The sequence below is a fragment of the Azospirillum brasilense genome (genome assembly GCF_001315015.1).
Taxonomy (GTDB): Bacteria; Pseudomonadota; Alphaproteobacteria; order Azospirillales; family Azospirillaceae; genus Azospirillum; species Azospirillum brasilense.
On the sequence record NZ_CP012917.1, the window covers coordinates 109,010 to 123,745 of the forward strand.

Here is a 14,736-nt window from a genome sequence, read left to right on the forward strand (position 1 = left end):
TGAGGCGCCGCGACGGGAACTGACCGGTGTCTTGGGGGATTTGATTCCGATTTAGATAAAATTTGGGGCAGTCGCGATGCATCCCTGCCGGACCCTGTCCATCTCCCTGGCCCTGCTGTCGGTCACCACCGCCCTCACCGTGCCCGCGAGCGCTGCGGACTCCACCCCCGCCCCCATCACCGTGCAGACGGGCGACCACGCCGACTTCTCGCGCCTGGCGCTGGTCAACGCGCAGGGCGCCCCGGCGGTCGATGTGGGAAGCTGCGGCGGGCGCGTCGCCTTCTCGCAACCGGTCCCCTGGCCGCTGGAGGCGCTGAACGGCACCTATTCGCGGCGGCTGACCGGCTTCCAGACCGGGGAGGAGGGGCGCAGCCTGACCATGGAGTGGCCCTGCGGCGCCCGCGTCACCGTGCGCCGGGAGCGGCGGATCACCTTCATCGACGTCACCGACCCGCCGCGCCCGGCGCGCAAGCCCGGCGCTCCGGTCCCGGCACCCGAAGGCGTTCTGCTGGCCGAGGCGCCCGGCGCGTCGGTGTTTCCGGTGATCGCGCCGCCGCCGCCTCCCGAACCGCCACCTGCCCAAGCGGCGTCCGCCCAAGCAGCGCCCATCAGCCTCGCCGAGCGGCTGACCCCCGTCGCCAGCGCCCAGGCGCAGCCAGTCGTACAAGCCCCGCCCGTGGCACCGGCACCGCCGCCGGCCACGCCGCAACCGGTCGCCAAGGTCCCGCCGCCGAAGCCGGAGCCCGCCCGGACGGTGGCCGCCGTGCCGCCGCCGGCCGCGCCTCTGACCCCCGCCCCCGCCGTCCAGACCGACCCGCCGATCCGCGCCTTCGACCTGGACGCCTGGGCCGGCGACGACTACCCCACGCGCAAGCAGCATCTGGAACAGCGCATCGCCGAGAGCCAGGGCCGCGCGCGGGTGGACGCGCTGCTCGCCATGGCCCGCTTCACGCTGGCCCGCGCCCTGCCGGAGGAGGGCCGCGCCGCGCTGGACGCCGCGGAGAGCCTGACGCCGGGGCCGGACCAGCGCTACGAGCTGCGCCTGCTGCGCGACGCCTTCCACGCGCTGGACGACACCGCCGACCCCGACGACAGCCAGTTCGTCCGCGCCCAGCCCACCCCCGCCGCCGCCGACCACCATGTCTGGCGCAGCGCCACCCTGGCCCCCAGCCGCTGGACCGCGGCGAAATCGAGCCTGCCGATCGCGCTCAAGCGCCTGCTGTCCTACCCCGCCGACCTGCGCGGTCGCCTGCTGACCCTGCTCGCCGAATCAGCGGGCGAGGCGGCGGACGGCGCGGCGCTGAACCTGATCGTGCTGGAGATGATCACGCTGGACGGCATCGGCTCCACCGACGGGCGGCTCGACCTCTTTCGCGGCCGTCTGGCGGAGCTGCTCAACGAGACGGCGGAGGCGCTGGCCCATTACAAGCGCGCCGCCGCTTTGCCCAACCTTTACGGCCACCGCGCCCAGGTCCGCTCCATCGAGCTGCGGATGGCCAGCGGCGCTTTGGACGATCCCGGCGCCATCGCGGAGCTGGAAAGCCTGCGCTACGCCTGGCGCGGCGGCGACGTCGAGACGGACGCATTGGCCGCGCTGGGCGCCGCCTACACCCGCGCCGGGCGGATCGACGCGGCGCTCGACATCTTCGGCCTGCTGGGCCGCCGCTTCGGCGCGACGGCGCGCGGTCGCGCGGCGCTGACCACCGGGCGGGGGCTTCTCGACGCGGTGATCGGCCATCTGGAGACGACCCCGGGCAGCGCGCTCGACGCGCTGTCGCTCCAGGTGCGCTACGGCCGCACAGTGATGCTGACCGACGACGACGCCGGCACGCAGCAGCGCCGGCTGGCCCGGCTGCTGGCCCGCGGCGGCTTCACGCTGGAGGCCGCGCGCCTGCTCCACACCGTCGCCGAGACCGCGCGCGGCGCCGAGCGCGCGGCGGTCGGGCTGGAGCTGGCCCGCGTGCTGCTTGACGCCGGGCGCGGGACCGAGGCGCTGGCCGTGCTCGACCACACCGCCGGCCCCGCGCCGGACGCCCAGGCTGCCGAGCGCCGCGCCTTGCTGCGCGCTGACGCCTTCGCGGCAGAGGGCGAAGCGATGCGCGCCTTCGACGCGCTGCGCGGCCTGACCGGGCCCGAGGCGGCGCGCATCCGGGCGGACAGCCTGTTCCGGGCCGGCGAGTGGCCGGCGGCCCGCGCCGCCTACGCCCAGCTGTTGGGTGGGACGGATGCGCCCCTGCCGGACGACATCGCCTTCCACGCGCTGGCCGCCTTCCGGGCGGGCGACGACGCGGCGGTCACCGCTGCCGCGGAGCGCCACAGCACGGCGCTGGCCGGGACTCGCTGGGCCGGTCTGCTCGACGCCCTAGCCGCCCCGCTCGACCCGGCGGGCAAGCCGCTGTCCAGCGCCACGGTCAGTAGCCAGTTGGCCGCCGCCGACGCGCTGGCCGGCGTGCTGCGCCGGTGGACGGCTCCCTGAACGCTCCCGCCCCACACGACGGCTCCCTGAGCCCGATCCCTCTTTTCGGCCGAGCCGGAGGACTCACATCATGCGTTTGCTGTTCGGAATCGTCGCGGTCTTCCTGAGCGTGCTCGGCGGCTTCGCCGCCATGGGCGGGCGGATGGGCGTGCTGTGGCAGCCCGTGGAAATCGTCATCATCGTCGGCGCCGGCATCGGCGGCTACGTCATCGCCAACTCCATGGCGGTGCTGCGCGCCACCCTGCGCACCATCGGCGCGGTGGCCCGCGGGCGGCACACCAGCAAGGACGAGTATCTCGACCTCATCTCCCTGCTCTACGCCCTGCTGCGGCAGGCGAAGTCCAAGGGCGTGTCGAACATCGAGAGCGACATCGACAAGCCGGACGACAGCCCGATCTTCGCCCAGTACCCCTCGGTCTTCCGCCAACCGCGCTGCGTCACCTTCCTGTGCGACTACATGCGCCTGATCGCGCTGGGCCAGGACAACCCGCACGACCTGGAAGCCCTGATGAACGAGGAGATCGAGACCATCGGGCGCGAGCTGAACCAAGTGCCGAAGGCCCTGCAAAACTTGGCCGACGCGCTGCCGGCGCTGGGCATCGTCGCCGCCGTGCTGGGCGTCATCAACGCCATGAGCGCGATCAGCGAGCCGCCGGAGGTGCTGGGCCACATGATCGGCGGGGCGCTGACCGGCACCTTCCTCGGCGTGTTGCTGTCCTACGGTCTGGTCGGCCCGATCGCCGCCGCCGCCCGCCATCGCCGCGAGGCGGAGCTGACGCTGTTCATCTGCGTGCGCGCGGGGCTGGGCGCCTATCTGCGCGGCAGCCCCCCGCAGGTCTGCGCGGAGTTCGCCCGCAAGGTGCTGTTCGCCGACACGCAGCCGAGCCTCGCCGAGGTCGAGGTCGCCACCACCCTCTCCTCGCAGGCGAAGGCCCGCGAGGCGAGCCAGCCCGCCTGAGGCCCTGCCATGCCCCGCAAGCGCATCGAGCCGACGATCATCATCAAGCGCCGCTACGGCGAGGAGGAGGAGGAGCACAACAGCGCCTGGAAGCTGGCCTACGCCGACTTCGTGACGGCGATGATGACCTTCTTCCTGATCATGTGGCTGATGAACATCACCACGGTGGAGCAGCGCAAGGGCATCGCCGACTATTTCAACCCGGTGGCCCTGTCCCAGTCCAACTCGGGCGCCGACGGCATGCTCGCCGGGCGGGCGGTGGACAAGACGGGGGCGCTGTCCACCCCCAACGCGCCGGGGGAGCACAGCGTGCCGGTGGCCGCCCCGCCCGTCGTCGCCTCGCTGGGCGAGAGCGACCGCGAGCCCGCCGGCCGCAAGGACCCCATGCCCAACCCGCCCGGCGGCAAGAGCCAGACGGACCGCGACGCGCGGGCGGAGCTGGAGGCCCTGCTCGACCGCCAGACCGCGGCGCTGAGCGAACAGCAGGGGTTGGAAAAGGCCGAACGCGACCTGCGCACGGCGCTGGAAACGATGCCGGAACTGGGGGCGCTCGCCGGCAGCGTGGTCATCGAGCAGACGTCCGTCGGCCTGCGCGTGCAGCTCACCGATCAGGCGAAGGTGTCGATGTACAACGTCGGCTCCGCCCAGATGAACGAGCAGGGCCGTCGCCTGATGCGGCTGGTCGCCGGCGCCGTCGCGTCGTCGCCCAATCGCCTCAGCATCACCGGCCACACTGACGCGCTGGGCTATGCGGATGGGGCGAAGTACGGCAACTGGGAACTGTCCAGCGACCGCGCCAACGCCGCCCGCCGCGAGCTGATCGCCGCCGGCGTCCCGGCTCGGCGGATCGTCCGGGTGGAGGGGCGCGCCGACCTCGACCACCTCGACGGCGCCAACCCGCTGGCCCCGCAGAACCGGCGGATCAGCATCACCCTCCTGAAGGCCGCGGCAGGGGAATAGGCCCCTTCAGGTCGGGCTGGTCGTCACCACCGGCCGCGCGCGGAGCAGTTGGACGGTGGTCAGGAAACCCAGCACAGCGGCGACGCTCCCCAGCAGGAAGACGCCGCCGTAGCCCACCCGGTCGGCGAGCAGCCCGGCCAGCGGTCCGGTCAGGCCGTAGGCGACGTCCTGGAACGCCGCGAAGGCGCCGAGCGCGGTGCCGCGGAGTTGCGGCTCGACGAGATGGACGACCTCCCGCCCCATGGCGGGAAAGACCAGCGAGCAGCCGAGCCCCGTCAGAAAGGCGCCGGCCAGCGCGGTGACGGGATCGCCCGCGGTCCACAGCAACGCCTGCCCGACCGCCTCCACCGCCAGCGATCCCATCGCCACGCGCAGCCCGCCGAAGCGGTCGGGCAGATGGCCCAGCGCGAAGCGGACGAGCACGAAGCCGAGGCCGAAGGCGGTCAGGCCGAGCCCGGCGTGGGGCCAGCCCTCGCGGACGAAGTGCAGCGAGAAGAAGGCGCCGATGGCGGCGAAGCCGATGCCCTGGAGGCTGACGACGGCGCCCTGCCGCCAGATCCGCCCCAGCACGCGGCGGAAGGGCGGGCGCTCGGCGTCGGGATGGGCCTGGGTCCCCTCCATGCGCCGGATCGCCAGAAGCCCGAGGGCGGGCAGCAGCGCGCTGACCGCCATGACGCCGGAAAAGCCGAAGCGGTCGAGCAGCCCCAGCCCCAGCGGCCCGCCCGCCGCGAAGGCGCCGTAGAGCGCCGCCCCGATCAGCGCCAGCACACGGCCCGAGCGCTGCGGACCGACAATGCCGATCCCCCAGGCGACCACCCCGACCCCGACGAGGCTTTCGCCGACGCCGATGAGCAGGCGGCCCGCGACCAGCACGGAAAAGGCCGCCCATGGCGAGAGCGACAGAGGGCCGGCGGCCATCGAGACCAGCCCGCCGGCCACGTAGAAGGCCAGCCCCCGCCCGACCGCGCGCTTGGCGCCTTGGCGGTCGGAGACGGTGCCCGCGAAGCCGCGGCTGAGGATGGTGGCGAGGAAGGCGCTTCCCACGCCCAGCCCGGCCCAGACATTGCCCATCCCCAGATCCCCGGCCACGAAGAGCGGCACGACGGGAAGGGACAGGGCGACACAGAGGTAGGAGACGAAGAGGACGGCGGTCAGGACGATCAGGCGGCCCTGCGCCGGATCGCGCGCCGACGCCGGCCGTGTTTGGGGACCCATGGTGTGCTCCACACTGGTCCCCGCCGATGGCCGTCCGTCCGAACACGCGAACGCACTCCGATCGGCGAGGATCGTTGAGTGCGTTGGTTGACGTTGAACGCTTACGGCCAGCGTGGCTGGCGATGCGGGACAGGGTACCAAGCCCGAGGAGAATTGCAACAGGCCGCGTCGGCCAAGGCTGTCGCCTTTGACGCTCCCTCTTCCCCGAGGGGAATCCTGTTCCGATGCGGAACGTCAGGTGCCGGAATTCCCCACATTCTCAACCCCTGTCATAAAGGCCGGCGCCGCCAATCGGCGTGCATGGTTCCGCAGGTCCGCGGGCCAGGATTCCGTCAGCTCGTGGAAGCGTTTCCCATCGCCGGCATAAAGTGACCGTGAGGCCTCCTCCCACCCCTGCTGATCGCCCAGCATGGACATCATGAAACGGTCCGCGGCAGCTTGGGCCTGACGCGCGCGCTCGACACCGCTTCTTTGGTTGCGGGCGGCATCAATCAACCGGCGGATCACCGCTGACGCGCCCTCCGGTTGGGCGGCGAGCCACTCCCAGTGGCGCGGAAGCAAGGTCACCTCCCGCGCGACGACTCCGAGCTTGGGCCGGCCGCGCGTCGGCGCCCCCATGCTCTGCCTTTGCGGCGACACGTCGTCATTCATGGTGCGAAGACGTTCGGCAACCTCTTCCTCACTTCCGCTCAGATCGAAGTCGATTTGGCGCCCGGTTTGGTCGTCGAAGACGAGGATGACGGCATCGCTGCCGGACGTGGCGGCCCGCTTGATGGCAAGCGCCACATCCTTCGGTGTTCCGGCAGCAAACAGCCCGTCACCGATGAAGGCGGTGCAGGACGGTCCCTCGGTCGGAGTATCGTTCACGGTGGCTCTCCGATGACATGTGAGTGGGCAAACGCGCGCAATTTATACCCGGATAAAAAGCTTGAACGCAATATTACCCGGGTGTAAATGCCAAAGCCAGAACGTTGAGGTTCAGATCGCGCAGCCGGAGTGAGCGGAACAATGACAACTGGTCAGGACAGAAAGGCGGCCGTGACCGCCTACAAGGAGCGGAAGGTGTCCGCCGGTGTCTACGCACTGCGGTGCGTGGCGACCGGCAAGGTCTGGGTGGGTGCTGCCCCCGATCTGAGCACCATTCAGAACCGCTTGTGGTTTCAGCTCAAACAGAACTGCAGCCCCAACCGTGACCTCCAGGCCATCTGGAACGAGCATGGAGCGGACAACCTGAGTTTCGAGATCCTCGAGCGTCTGGAGGAGGAAACGCTGGTTTATGCCCAGAGAGCGGCTTTGAAGAAACGCGTTCAGCATTGGCGCGAAACGCTGGATGCGGCCGTGCTTTGACCTTGGCTTTCCCTGACCGGATGAGGCGCCAGGAGCGGCAGGCGCACCCGACAAAACGGTGATGAAGGTGCCGGGAGGTGCGGGGCCGCACCTCTCCTATCCGATCCTTATCGGATCCACGGCCTTCAGCGGGCCACGTACCAGTCCGTCCGGTGGTTGAAGGCGACGAAGGCGTTCAGCACCGCCGCCCCCAGCATCGAGGCCAGCACCGCCTTCCCGTCGATCACGAAGACCGCCATGGAGAAGATCACCACGTCGAACATGGCCTGGAGCCAGCCGGCGCGGAAGCCCGTCTTCTCCTGGATGTAGAAAGCGAGAATGCCCACCCCGCCGCCGCTGGAGCCGTGGCGGAACAGGCCGATCACCCCGATGCCGATGCAGAAGCCCGCCAGAACCGCCGCCACATAGGGGTGGAGAGCGTCGTAGCGGATCGCGTGGGGCGCCAGCGTGGTCAGCACCGAGATGCTGGTGACCGCCAGAAGCGACTTCGCGGTGAAGCGCCAGCCGATGCGCGCCAGCGCCAGCGCGTAGAAGGGCAGGTTCACCACGAAGAACACAGGCCCGAAATCCAGCCCCGTGGCGTAGGCGATGACGAAGGACAGCCCCGCCGCCTGCCCGGTGATCAATCCGGCGGCATGCAGTATGGAAATCCCGAACGCGGTCATGATGATGCCGAAGAGCTGCCCCTGCGCATTATCAAACGCGCTGTGCGACGCCCGTTTGGTTTCATTTGTTGCAACAACAGTGTTGGCGGCTACGGATACTGCACTTTTCTTGAGCACGCTCGGCACCTTCCAGACTTCATTCCATATCGACAGTATCATCAAAGACCAGACCAAGAATAGAGCGGCGTGAGTTCGTTCGCCGCCCCCGCAATCCGTAGAGCGACGCCGCTTCGCGTTCCCGTCGCCCCTCCCCTCGCCGTCGATTCCTCCGGATGGTGCCGGCGTTCCGCGCGGGGGCACGGGCGGCGGGACGCGGAATTGCACGGCCTTGCGCCCATCGTTGCGCCCACCGCGCAAGAATCGGTCGCGCCAACACCACACGCTTTCCCCGCATTGATCGCCGAAGCGCAACCCAGGCGCACAAAACTCACGCGGTCTGCCGGATTCTTTCGCCGGATAGACCAATCGCGCGGCAAGCCGCCTCGCTACAGTCGCACCGTCCGCCGTTCACGCATCCCATGGTCGCATGGGGCTGCATGAATGATCGACGCCAACAGCGGCCGCCTTTGAAACCGGCCCCACCAGTGAGGAAAGACAATGGCATTTCCGACCGCCGTGAACGACCAGATCACCGATTCCGTCACCCAGGCCAACACCAAGGTCCTGGGCGACGCTCCGGCGATCGCCATGGGCAACCTGTTCCAGGCCACGGCCCAGGCGCTGGCCAACGCGGCCCACAACGCCACCAACGCCCAGCAGCAGTCCTACGTGACCGCGCAGGCCGCCACCACCCAGGGCGTGGCCACGCTCTACTCGATCGACACCGCCTCCACCGGCGTGGCGACGAAGAGCATCCTCAGCACCGGCGTCAAGGGCCTCGGCTCGTAAGCCGGACCCGCGCGCCCATCGACGTTTCAAACCACCTGCGCCACCCCGCCTTCCATGAGGGATCGCGGGCGGGCGGCAGGCAACCGAAGAGGACGAACAAATGGCTTTCCCGACCGCCGTGAACGACCAGATCACCGATTCCGTCACCCAGGCCAACACCAAGGTCCTGGGCGACGCTCCGGCGATCGCCATGGGCAACCTGTTCCAGGCCACGGCCCAGGCGCTGGCCAACGCGGCCCACAACGCCACCAACAACCAGCAGCAGTCCTACGTGACCATGCAGGCCGCCACGACCATGGGCGTCGCCACGCTCTACTCGATCGACACCGCCTCCACCGGCGTCGCCACCAAGTCGATCCTGGGGAGCTGATGAGCCGACCGGCCGGGACCGGGCGCCCGCGGGCATCCGGAACAGGCCGCCGGCCATCCATCCCGAACCATTCGCCAAGGAATAACGTCAGATGGCTTTCCCGACGGCAGTCAACAGCCAGATCACCGATTCCGTAGCCCAGAGCAACGTCCAGGTCGTTGGCAGCTCGCCGGCGATCGCCATGGGCAACCTGTACCAGGCCACCGCCCAGGCGCTGGCCAACGCGGCCCACAACGCGACCCTGGCGCAGCAGCAGATGTACGTCACGGCGCAGGCCGCCACGACGACGGGCGTCGCGATGCTCTACTCCATCGACACCGCGACCACCGGCGCCGCCACGTCGAAGCTCCTCGGCTGATCGGACGGCGGACGCGGCATCCACCGCCGTCCGCCGCCCGACGCCGGCGCTTTGGCCTCAAACCAACGCAACATCTGATGTAAGGAGCAAACACGATGGCTTTCCCGACCGCCCTGAACAACCAGATCACGGACTCGGTCTCCCAGGTCAACACCAAGGTCCTGGGCGACGCCCCGGCCGTCGCGATGGGCAACCTGTTCGTCGCCACCAGCCAGGCGCTGTCGAACGCGGCCCACAACGCCACGAACAACCAGCAGCAGTCCTACGTGGTGATGCAGGCGGCGACCACGCAGGGCCTGTCGACCCTGTACTCCGTCGACACGGCCTCGACCGGCGTCGTCACCACCCAGATCCTGGGCCTCTCCTAAGGAGAGCCGGCGGGCCGCCCCCGGGACACCGGGGGCGGCCTTCGCCGCAGGTTGAAGCGCCCGGTCGCGCATAAGCCCGTGTCCGCAGAAACTGGTGGCAGGAGCCTGAAGGCAGGAGTGTGCGAATGCCGGACGGAGGCTCCTCCAGTCTTGCCGGATCGGTCGCGGCGAACACGGCGATACCGCTTGGCCTGACCCCATCCCTGGCGATGGACATGACCTACGTCGCCATGGCCGACAGCCTCGGCCTGGCCATGCAGAACGCCGTCGCCAACCAGCAGCGCGCCCAGGTCATCACCGAAGCCGCGCTCGCCCAGGTCCTCACGCTGATCATCACCAAGGGAACCGCAAAATCATGAGCGATGAAGGCACCGTGAACACCCAGGTGATCGACGCGACGTCGGACATCGTCACGCTTCTGACGGGACAGTCCCCCGCGCAGTCGTTCGCCATGCTCGACGCCGTGATGGTCGAGACGCTCGGCATGGCGATGCACAACGCCGTGCACCGCCAGCAGAACGCCGGCATGGTCAATTCCGCCGCGGTCACCGCCGCCTGCGCCAAGATGCTGTCCGTGCCCTTCCCCACCACGCCACCGCCGCCGCCCTCGGGCGCCTCCACCTCCGGGGGCAACGCGTCGCCGCTGCAGCCGCTGACGCCGCTGCTGACGACCTCACTCACCACCCTGCCCTCCACGGTCGCCGGCGGCACTGGAAACAGCACCGTCGCCAGCGGTACCGGAAACGGCACAGTCACAGGCGGTACCGGCAACAGCACCGTCACCGGTGGCGCCGGGAACAGCACCGTCAGCGGCGGGTCGTGATTGACCCCGCGCCCATTCCCCAGCGGCCGGCCGTCCAGGCCACAACGAGCAAGGAGCCTTCATGTCGGAGCCCACGAAGGTCAATGCCCAGATCATTGACGTCATAAACCAGACGCAGACGGCGACCATGAGCCCGCAGGTCGTCACCACCAGCGGCGCCGGGAAAGCCTATCAGGCGGTCGCCCAGTCCACGGCCATGGCCGTGCAGGATGCGACGGACACGCTGCGCAACGTCTCGACCATCGCCACCACGGCGATCGGCGTCGCGATGGCGCAGCTTCTGGCGACCGGCGACCCGAAATACGTCACCGCCCTGACCCAGGCCCAGGGAATGATGACGAGCGCCGCCAACGACTTCACCAGCATCGGTACCGCGGCCTCCACGGTCCTGAATAGCTTCCCGTCGAGCTGACCCTTACGCAGGTGTCCCCACCATGACCGTCTCTGTCGCCAACAAGATGATCCAGAACCGCGCCGGGCTCACCGACCTGGGGCGGCTTGCGCTCGCCTTCATCGATGGCGGGTCGGAGTGGCTCGACTGGGCCATCAGCAACGCCGGCCCGCGCTACGATTTCCCGGACGAGAGCACGCTCGTGGAGCAGGTCCAGCAGGGTCTTCATGCCACGCGGCTGGCCCTGCTGCCCACCATGAAGCTGATGGTCAGCCCGGTGAAGTTGATGACGCTGGGGGTGGACAGCCTGCGCACGCTGGCCGACGCCGAATCCGGCGACACCAGCGCCACGGTGTCGGCCCAGGTCAAGCGCATCCTCGCCGACCACAATCTTCTGACCCAGGACGACTTCGCCGCCAGCGTGTCCTTCCTCGCCGGGCTGGGAGTCTCCGGGGCTCCGGTCTTCCAGTTCATGGGCTTCGACGAGCAGCTGGCGGTGCAGGAGCTGCTCTACCGCAAGGAAAGCCAGGGGACGGCGAATCCCGAGCTTCAGAAGGAGGCGGCCGCCTTCGCGGTGGAGCAGGCGCGCACCGTGCAGGAGTTCGCCGATTATTATCAGTTCTATCTGATCTACGTGAACCGGCTGGGCTCCCTGACCGCGACGCCGGACGACCGGAAGAAACGGGCCGGCGGGGCGCTGGACACCATCCTGCCGCAGCTCTTCGGATTCCTGGAATGCCCGCAGGTCCCCCCGCTGGCCGCCCCGGCGGAGGTGGCGCGGGCCGTTTCCAACTGGCAGAAGCGCGGCCGGCCGGTCGGCTTCGCCCGGCTGTCGGACGGGGCGCTGCAGATCGTCCGCGACACGGCCTTCCGGGACGAGACCGGCGACGCGGTGCGGGTTCTGGTGGCCGGCTATCTGGCCGGGGCGCAGGCTCTGCTGTCGGCGACGCCGCCGCAGCGGGGCATCATGGGCCAGGACGGCGCATCCTGTCTCTTCCCCGTCTTCGGCAAGGGCATTCAGGCGGAAATCCAGATGGGGGCCGCGGGGGTGATCTCGCTGCGCTGCTTTCGCCCCGATCCCCCCGCCACAAGCACTGCTGCCGACGCCGACGCCTGACTCGCGTCAACAGGCGGTAGCCGGGGCGGCCCCTTCCGCGCCGCCCTCCGCACCATCCGCGCCAGCCACGGAGCCGCCGACGGCCCCGGCGGCACGCGCGCCGCAAAACCAAACCGGACGAAGGAGATCGAAGGATGGGCGTTTCCCAGCCCCCCAGCAGCCCGACCCCTGACGCGGCGCCCGCTCCGGCGGCGCCGGACACCTCGGCTCCGGCCATGCCCGCAGAGAATGCAGCGCCGCCGGCCATCACGGCACCCGATACGGCACCGTTCGAGGCGGACACCAAGACGCCCGCTGAAATCGCCAGCGCGCTGCTCGACCACGCGGTGAAAAGCGTGAACGCCGCCGCCGAGCAGGCGCTGGCCGCCGTCGAGCAGGCCATCCAGCTCGCCGGCCAGGCGGTGGAGGCGATCCCCGGCCTGACCGCGCATCCCGGCGGCAACGCCGACGAACAGAGCGCGATGTCCCAAGCGAACGAGGCGATGTCGCAGGCGCTCCAAGCCGCCAGCGGAACCGGCGCCGGCGGTCGGGCGATGCAGCAGGCCAGCGAGCAGCAGCAGAAGGCCGTCACCGCGGCCAACGAGGCGGCGCAGCAGGCCATGGCCGCGGCCAGCGCCCAGATCGCGCGGGCGATGAACAGCAAGGGCGACCCGGCCCTGTAAGCTCCCCGACGATCCACCGCCCCGCAGGGACCACGACGCCACGCGGCCGGCCGGGGCGCGTGGTGCGGGCGCGTTTCCGCCCATTCCCGAACACGTCCCCAACCGAACCGAAGGACATCCCGCATGCCGTCCCGGGCTGGCTGGCACGCTGAACGCCCTGACGCCGCAAGCCTGCGCACTGGAACGCCTTAAGGCGCCGATCCGTCGGGGGGCTCTGCGCCAGCCGATGCGGTCACCTGATGCTGACCCTCATGTTGCGCGCCGGTCTGCCAATAGGGCAAGACCGGCACGGTTTCCGGCTGACGATGGAAATGAAGCCGGCGCGGTAAAGTGCCATCATCCCACCACTTCTGTGATTCCAGCCGGAAAGCCGGTCAGGAAAAGCATGGGAATGCCGTCACCGATGGGTGCGCGGGCGCATGGCGACGCGCATTCCCATAGGTTTCGGACGTTTCACCGGCAGGGGGCTTGACGGCCGCCCCCTCCGGTGACCGGTTCATCCGTGCGCGGCGGCTCCGCTCAGGTTGCGCCGATACTCCCGCGGGCTCTGTCCGACGAGACGGCGGAAACTCTTCTCGAAATGGCTGAGGTCGCCGTAACCGACGCTCATCGCCACCTCGGTGATGGGCAGGCGGCGGCAGGCGGCCAGAAGCTCCTGCGCCTTGTGGATACGGATGCGGCCGAGCAGCCCTTTGAAGGAGGTTTGAAGCTCCGTCCGGAACAGATAGCTGAGGTGGGACGGGCTGACATGGGCCTGCCGGGACAGCTCATCCAGCGTGATCGGGTCGGCGAAGCGCTCTCCCAAGAACACCAGCGCCTTGCGCAGGCCGCCGTGCAGCCGGGCCAAAGCGTCCTGGTCGCGGGTCAGCGCGCAGTGCACCCAGTGGTCGGCGGGCGCCGGGACCGGCGGGGAAAGCGGAGCGACCTTCGGATGGCCAACCGGATGAATATCGGACTCCGGTTCCGCCGGCATGGCGCCACCGACCATCCAGGGGGCGTGGCGCCGCACGTCGCCATGGCGGATCGGCCTGCCTCCTGTCATCACCGCCAGCCGGGCGATCACCCGCTCCAGTTCGAACAGATTCTCCGGCCAGCTGTAGGCTTTGCACAGGGCGATCAACTCGTCGGTCCGCGTCTCGTCGGCGCGCCCGCCATGGCGCTCCAGGGCGGCGAGGACCAGCGGCTCGATGTCCGTCGGCCGGTCGCGCAGCGGCGGCACGGTGGCGCACAGGAAATCCAGTTCGGCCAGCAGCGGGCGGGAGAAGCGCCCATCCTCCGCCAGCCGCCGCAGGTCGACGGTGGTCGAGGCAATGACCCGCGGCCCCCCAGTCCCATTGGCCATCCCGTTGGACACTCCGTTGGCGGACAGCGTCCAGCCCCCCGGCGCGTCCAGCCATTGGCCGAGCTGGGACGGCATGTGCTGGACGATCTGCCCTTGCAGGGCCGGTGTCATCTCGTCCACGCCGCTGAGGAGCAGGGTGCCGCCGGCGGCCCGCGCGAACCAGTCGGCCGGCGTCCCCGCCGGGTCCGCTCCGTTGACCTGCACGAAGGGGCCGTCGCGCCGCGGCCCGCAGCCGTGGATCGCCGCGGCGAGCTGCGCCTTCTCCGTTCCGAACTCCCCGGTCAGCAGGACGGGCAGCGCGCTGTGGGCGGCCTGCTCCAGGAAGGCGTCCAACTCGCGCAGCGCCGGGCTCATGCCGACCATCATCAGGGGCCGCCCGAACCGCCGCTCCGCCCAGCGCCGCACCTCGTAACGCTTGGCCAGATAGCCGCACTGGCGGGCGACATCGTGCAGAATGGGAGCCTCGGGCGCGGCGCCGTCCGGCTTGCGGTCGAGGACCAGCCGCATCTCGCCGACCGGCGCGTCGGCGTAGGTGATGGGCACCACCACCGCCTCCGGATCGGCCGCGGCGTCGTTGGGGTCGCCGTCCGCCGTCCAGCAGAGACGGCCGCCCGCCCGGTCCTGGGCGAGCACCAGCGTGCCCATGTCCTGGAGCCACAGCGCCCCGCCACGCAGCGGCGCACGGTCGGCCAGCCGGCCCATCAGCCCACCGATCAGGTCCGGCAGGCTGCGGAAATCGGCAGAGGCCGGGTGCAGGATCTCGTCCAGCGTGCCACAGACCGACAAAGTCATCGCG

Annotated in this window: 18 protein-coding genes; 14 read left to right on the forward strand and 4 right to left on the reverse strand. The window is 70.0% G+C overall.

The features are described 5' to 3' along the window. Positions 1-76: 76 nt before the first annotated feature. From AMK58_RS31735 to AMK58_RS25385, 3 genes are all read left to right on the forward strand, one after another. Positions 77-2,476, forward strand: coding sequence for a tetratricopeptide repeat protein (locus AMK58_RS31735; RefSeq protein ID WP_059399618.1), 2,400 nt, complete (start codon positions 77-79; stop codon positions 2,474-2,476). Between the two features lie 70 nt (positions 2,477-2,546). Next, a complete protein-coding gene (motA, locus tag AMK58_RS25380; protein WP_035680664.1) occupies positions 2,547-3,434 on the forward strand; it encodes a flagellar motor stator protein MotA in 888 nt (295 codons plus the stop codon). A gap of 9 nt (positions 3,435-3,443) precedes the next feature. Continuing rightward, the gene (locus AMK58_RS25385; RefSeq protein WP_035680661.1) at positions 3,444-4,394 is read left to right on the forward strand and encodes a flagellar motor protein MotB; all 951 of its coding nucleotides are present in this window, start codon (positions 3,444-3,446) and stop codon (positions 4,392-4,394) included. A gap of 6 nt (positions 4,395-4,400) precedes the next feature. Here the strand turns inward: AMK58_RS25385 and AMK58_RS25390 are convergent, their stop codons facing one another. Next, positions 4,401-5,609 carry an arabinose transporter gene (locus AMK58_RS25390; RefSeq protein WP_035680658.1) on the reverse strand — a complete coding sequence of 403 codons (1,209 nt, stop codon included), beginning with the start codon at positions 5,607-5,609 and terminating at the stop codon, positions 4,401-4,403. Between the two features lie 234 nt (positions 5,610-5,843). Beyond that, positions 5,844-6,476 (reverse strand): DUF2239 family protein, encoded by a 633-nt coding sequence (locus AMK58_RS25395; RefSeq protein WP_035680657.1) that lies wholly within the window; start codon positions 6,474-6,476, stop codon positions 5,844-5,846. A 171-nt stretch (positions 6,477-6,647) separates the two neighbouring features. Here AMK58_RS25395 and AMK58_RS25400 point away from each other — a divergent pair, with 171 nt between their 5' ends. After that, positions 6,648-6,956, forward strand: coding sequence for a GIY-YIG nuclease family protein (locus AMK58_RS25400; RefSeq protein ID WP_244621361.1), 309 nt, complete (start codon positions 6,648-6,650; stop codon positions 6,954-6,956). 125 nt (positions 6,957-7,081) lie between these two features. On the opposite strand, the gene AMK58_RS25405 is transcribed toward AMK58_RS25400, so the two are convergent. Beyond that, positions 7,082-7,621 carry a YitT family protein gene (locus AMK58_RS25405; RefSeq protein ID WP_035680652.1) on the reverse strand — a complete coding sequence of 180 codons (540 nt, stop codon included), beginning with the start codon at positions 7,619-7,621 and terminating at the stop codon, positions 7,082-7,084. Between AMK58_RS25405 and AMK58_RS31565 the strand changes: the two genes are divergently transcribed. The 10 genes from AMK58_RS31565 to AMK58_RS25450 all read left to right on the forward strand — a co-directional run bounded on the left by AMK58_RS31565 (position 7,620) and on the right by AMK58_RS25450 (position 12,598). Further along, positions 7,620-7,811 (forward strand): hypothetical protein, encoded by a 192-nt coding sequence (locus AMK58_RS31565; protein ID WP_236778372.1) that lies wholly within the window; start codon positions 7,620-7,622, stop codon positions 7,809-7,811. The genes AMK58_RS25405 and AMK58_RS31565 overlap by 2 nt on opposite strands. A 407-nt stretch (positions 7,812-8,218) precedes the next feature. Next, positions 8,219-8,509 carry a RebB family R body protein gene (locus AMK58_RS25410; RefSeq protein ID WP_014200159.1) on the forward strand — a complete coding sequence of 97 codons (291 nt, stop codon included), beginning with the start codon at positions 8,219-8,221 and terminating at the stop codon, positions 8,507-8,509. A 100-nt stretch (positions 8,510-8,609) separates the two neighbouring features. Beyond that, positions 8,610-8,879: a RebB family R body protein gene (locus AMK58_RS25415; RefSeq protein WP_014200160.1), complete on the forward strand. Its 270-nt coding sequence runs from the start codon at positions 8,610-8,612 to the stop codon at positions 8,877-8,879. Between the two features lie 91 nt (positions 8,880-8,970). Next, a complete protein-coding gene (locus AMK58_RS25420; protein ID WP_014200161.1) occupies positions 8,971-9,237 on the forward strand; it encodes a RebB family R body protein in 267 nt (88 codons plus the stop codon). A 95-nt stretch (positions 9,238-9,332) separates the two neighbouring features. Then, a complete protein-coding gene (locus AMK58_RS25425; RefSeq protein ID WP_014200162.1) occupies positions 9,333-9,605 on the forward strand; it encodes a RebB family R body protein in 273 nt (90 codons plus the stop codon). Between the two features lie 125 nt (positions 9,606-9,730). Continuing rightward, a complete protein-coding gene (locus AMK58_RS25430; protein ID WP_014200163.1) occupies positions 9,731-9,964 on the forward strand; it encodes a RebB family R body protein in 234 nt (77 codons plus the stop codon). Beyond that, positions 9,961-10,428 carry a RebB family R body protein gene (locus AMK58_RS31995; RefSeq protein ID WP_104675487.1) on the forward strand — a complete coding sequence of 156 codons (468 nt, stop codon included), beginning with the start codon at positions 9,961-9,963 and terminating at the stop codon, positions 10,426-10,428. The genes AMK58_RS25430 and AMK58_RS31995 overlap by 4 nt, the downstream gene beginning before the upstream one ends. A 61-nt stretch (positions 10,429-10,489) precedes the next feature. Further along, positions 10,490-10,840 carry a hypothetical protein gene (locus tag AMK58_RS25440; RefSeq protein WP_035680645.1) on the forward strand — a complete coding sequence of 117 codons (351 nt, stop codon included), beginning with the start codon at positions 10,490-10,492 and terminating at the stop codon, positions 10,838-10,840. 22 nt (positions 10,841-10,862) lie between these two features. Then, on the forward strand, positions 10,863-11,936 hold the full coding sequence (locus tag AMK58_RS25445; protein ID WP_059399619.1) for a hypothetical protein: 1,074 nt from the start codon (positions 10,863-10,865) through the stop codon (positions 11,934-11,936). 134 nt (positions 11,937-12,070) lie between these two features. Continuing rightward, complete coding sequence (locus AMK58_RS25450; RefSeq protein ID WP_236778373.1) at positions 12,071-12,598, forward strand: hypothetical protein; 528 nt, start codon at positions 12,071-12,073, stop codon at positions 12,596-12,598. Between the two features lie 496 nt (positions 12,599-13,094). Here the strand turns inward: AMK58_RS25450 and AMK58_RS25455 are convergent, their stop codons facing one another. Next, complete coding sequence (locus AMK58_RS25455; RefSeq protein ID WP_035680642.1) at positions 13,095-14,732, reverse strand: AraC family transcriptional regulator; 1,638 nt, start codon at positions 14,730-14,732, stop codon at positions 13,095-13,097. Positions 14,733-14,736: the final 4 nt, after the last annotated feature.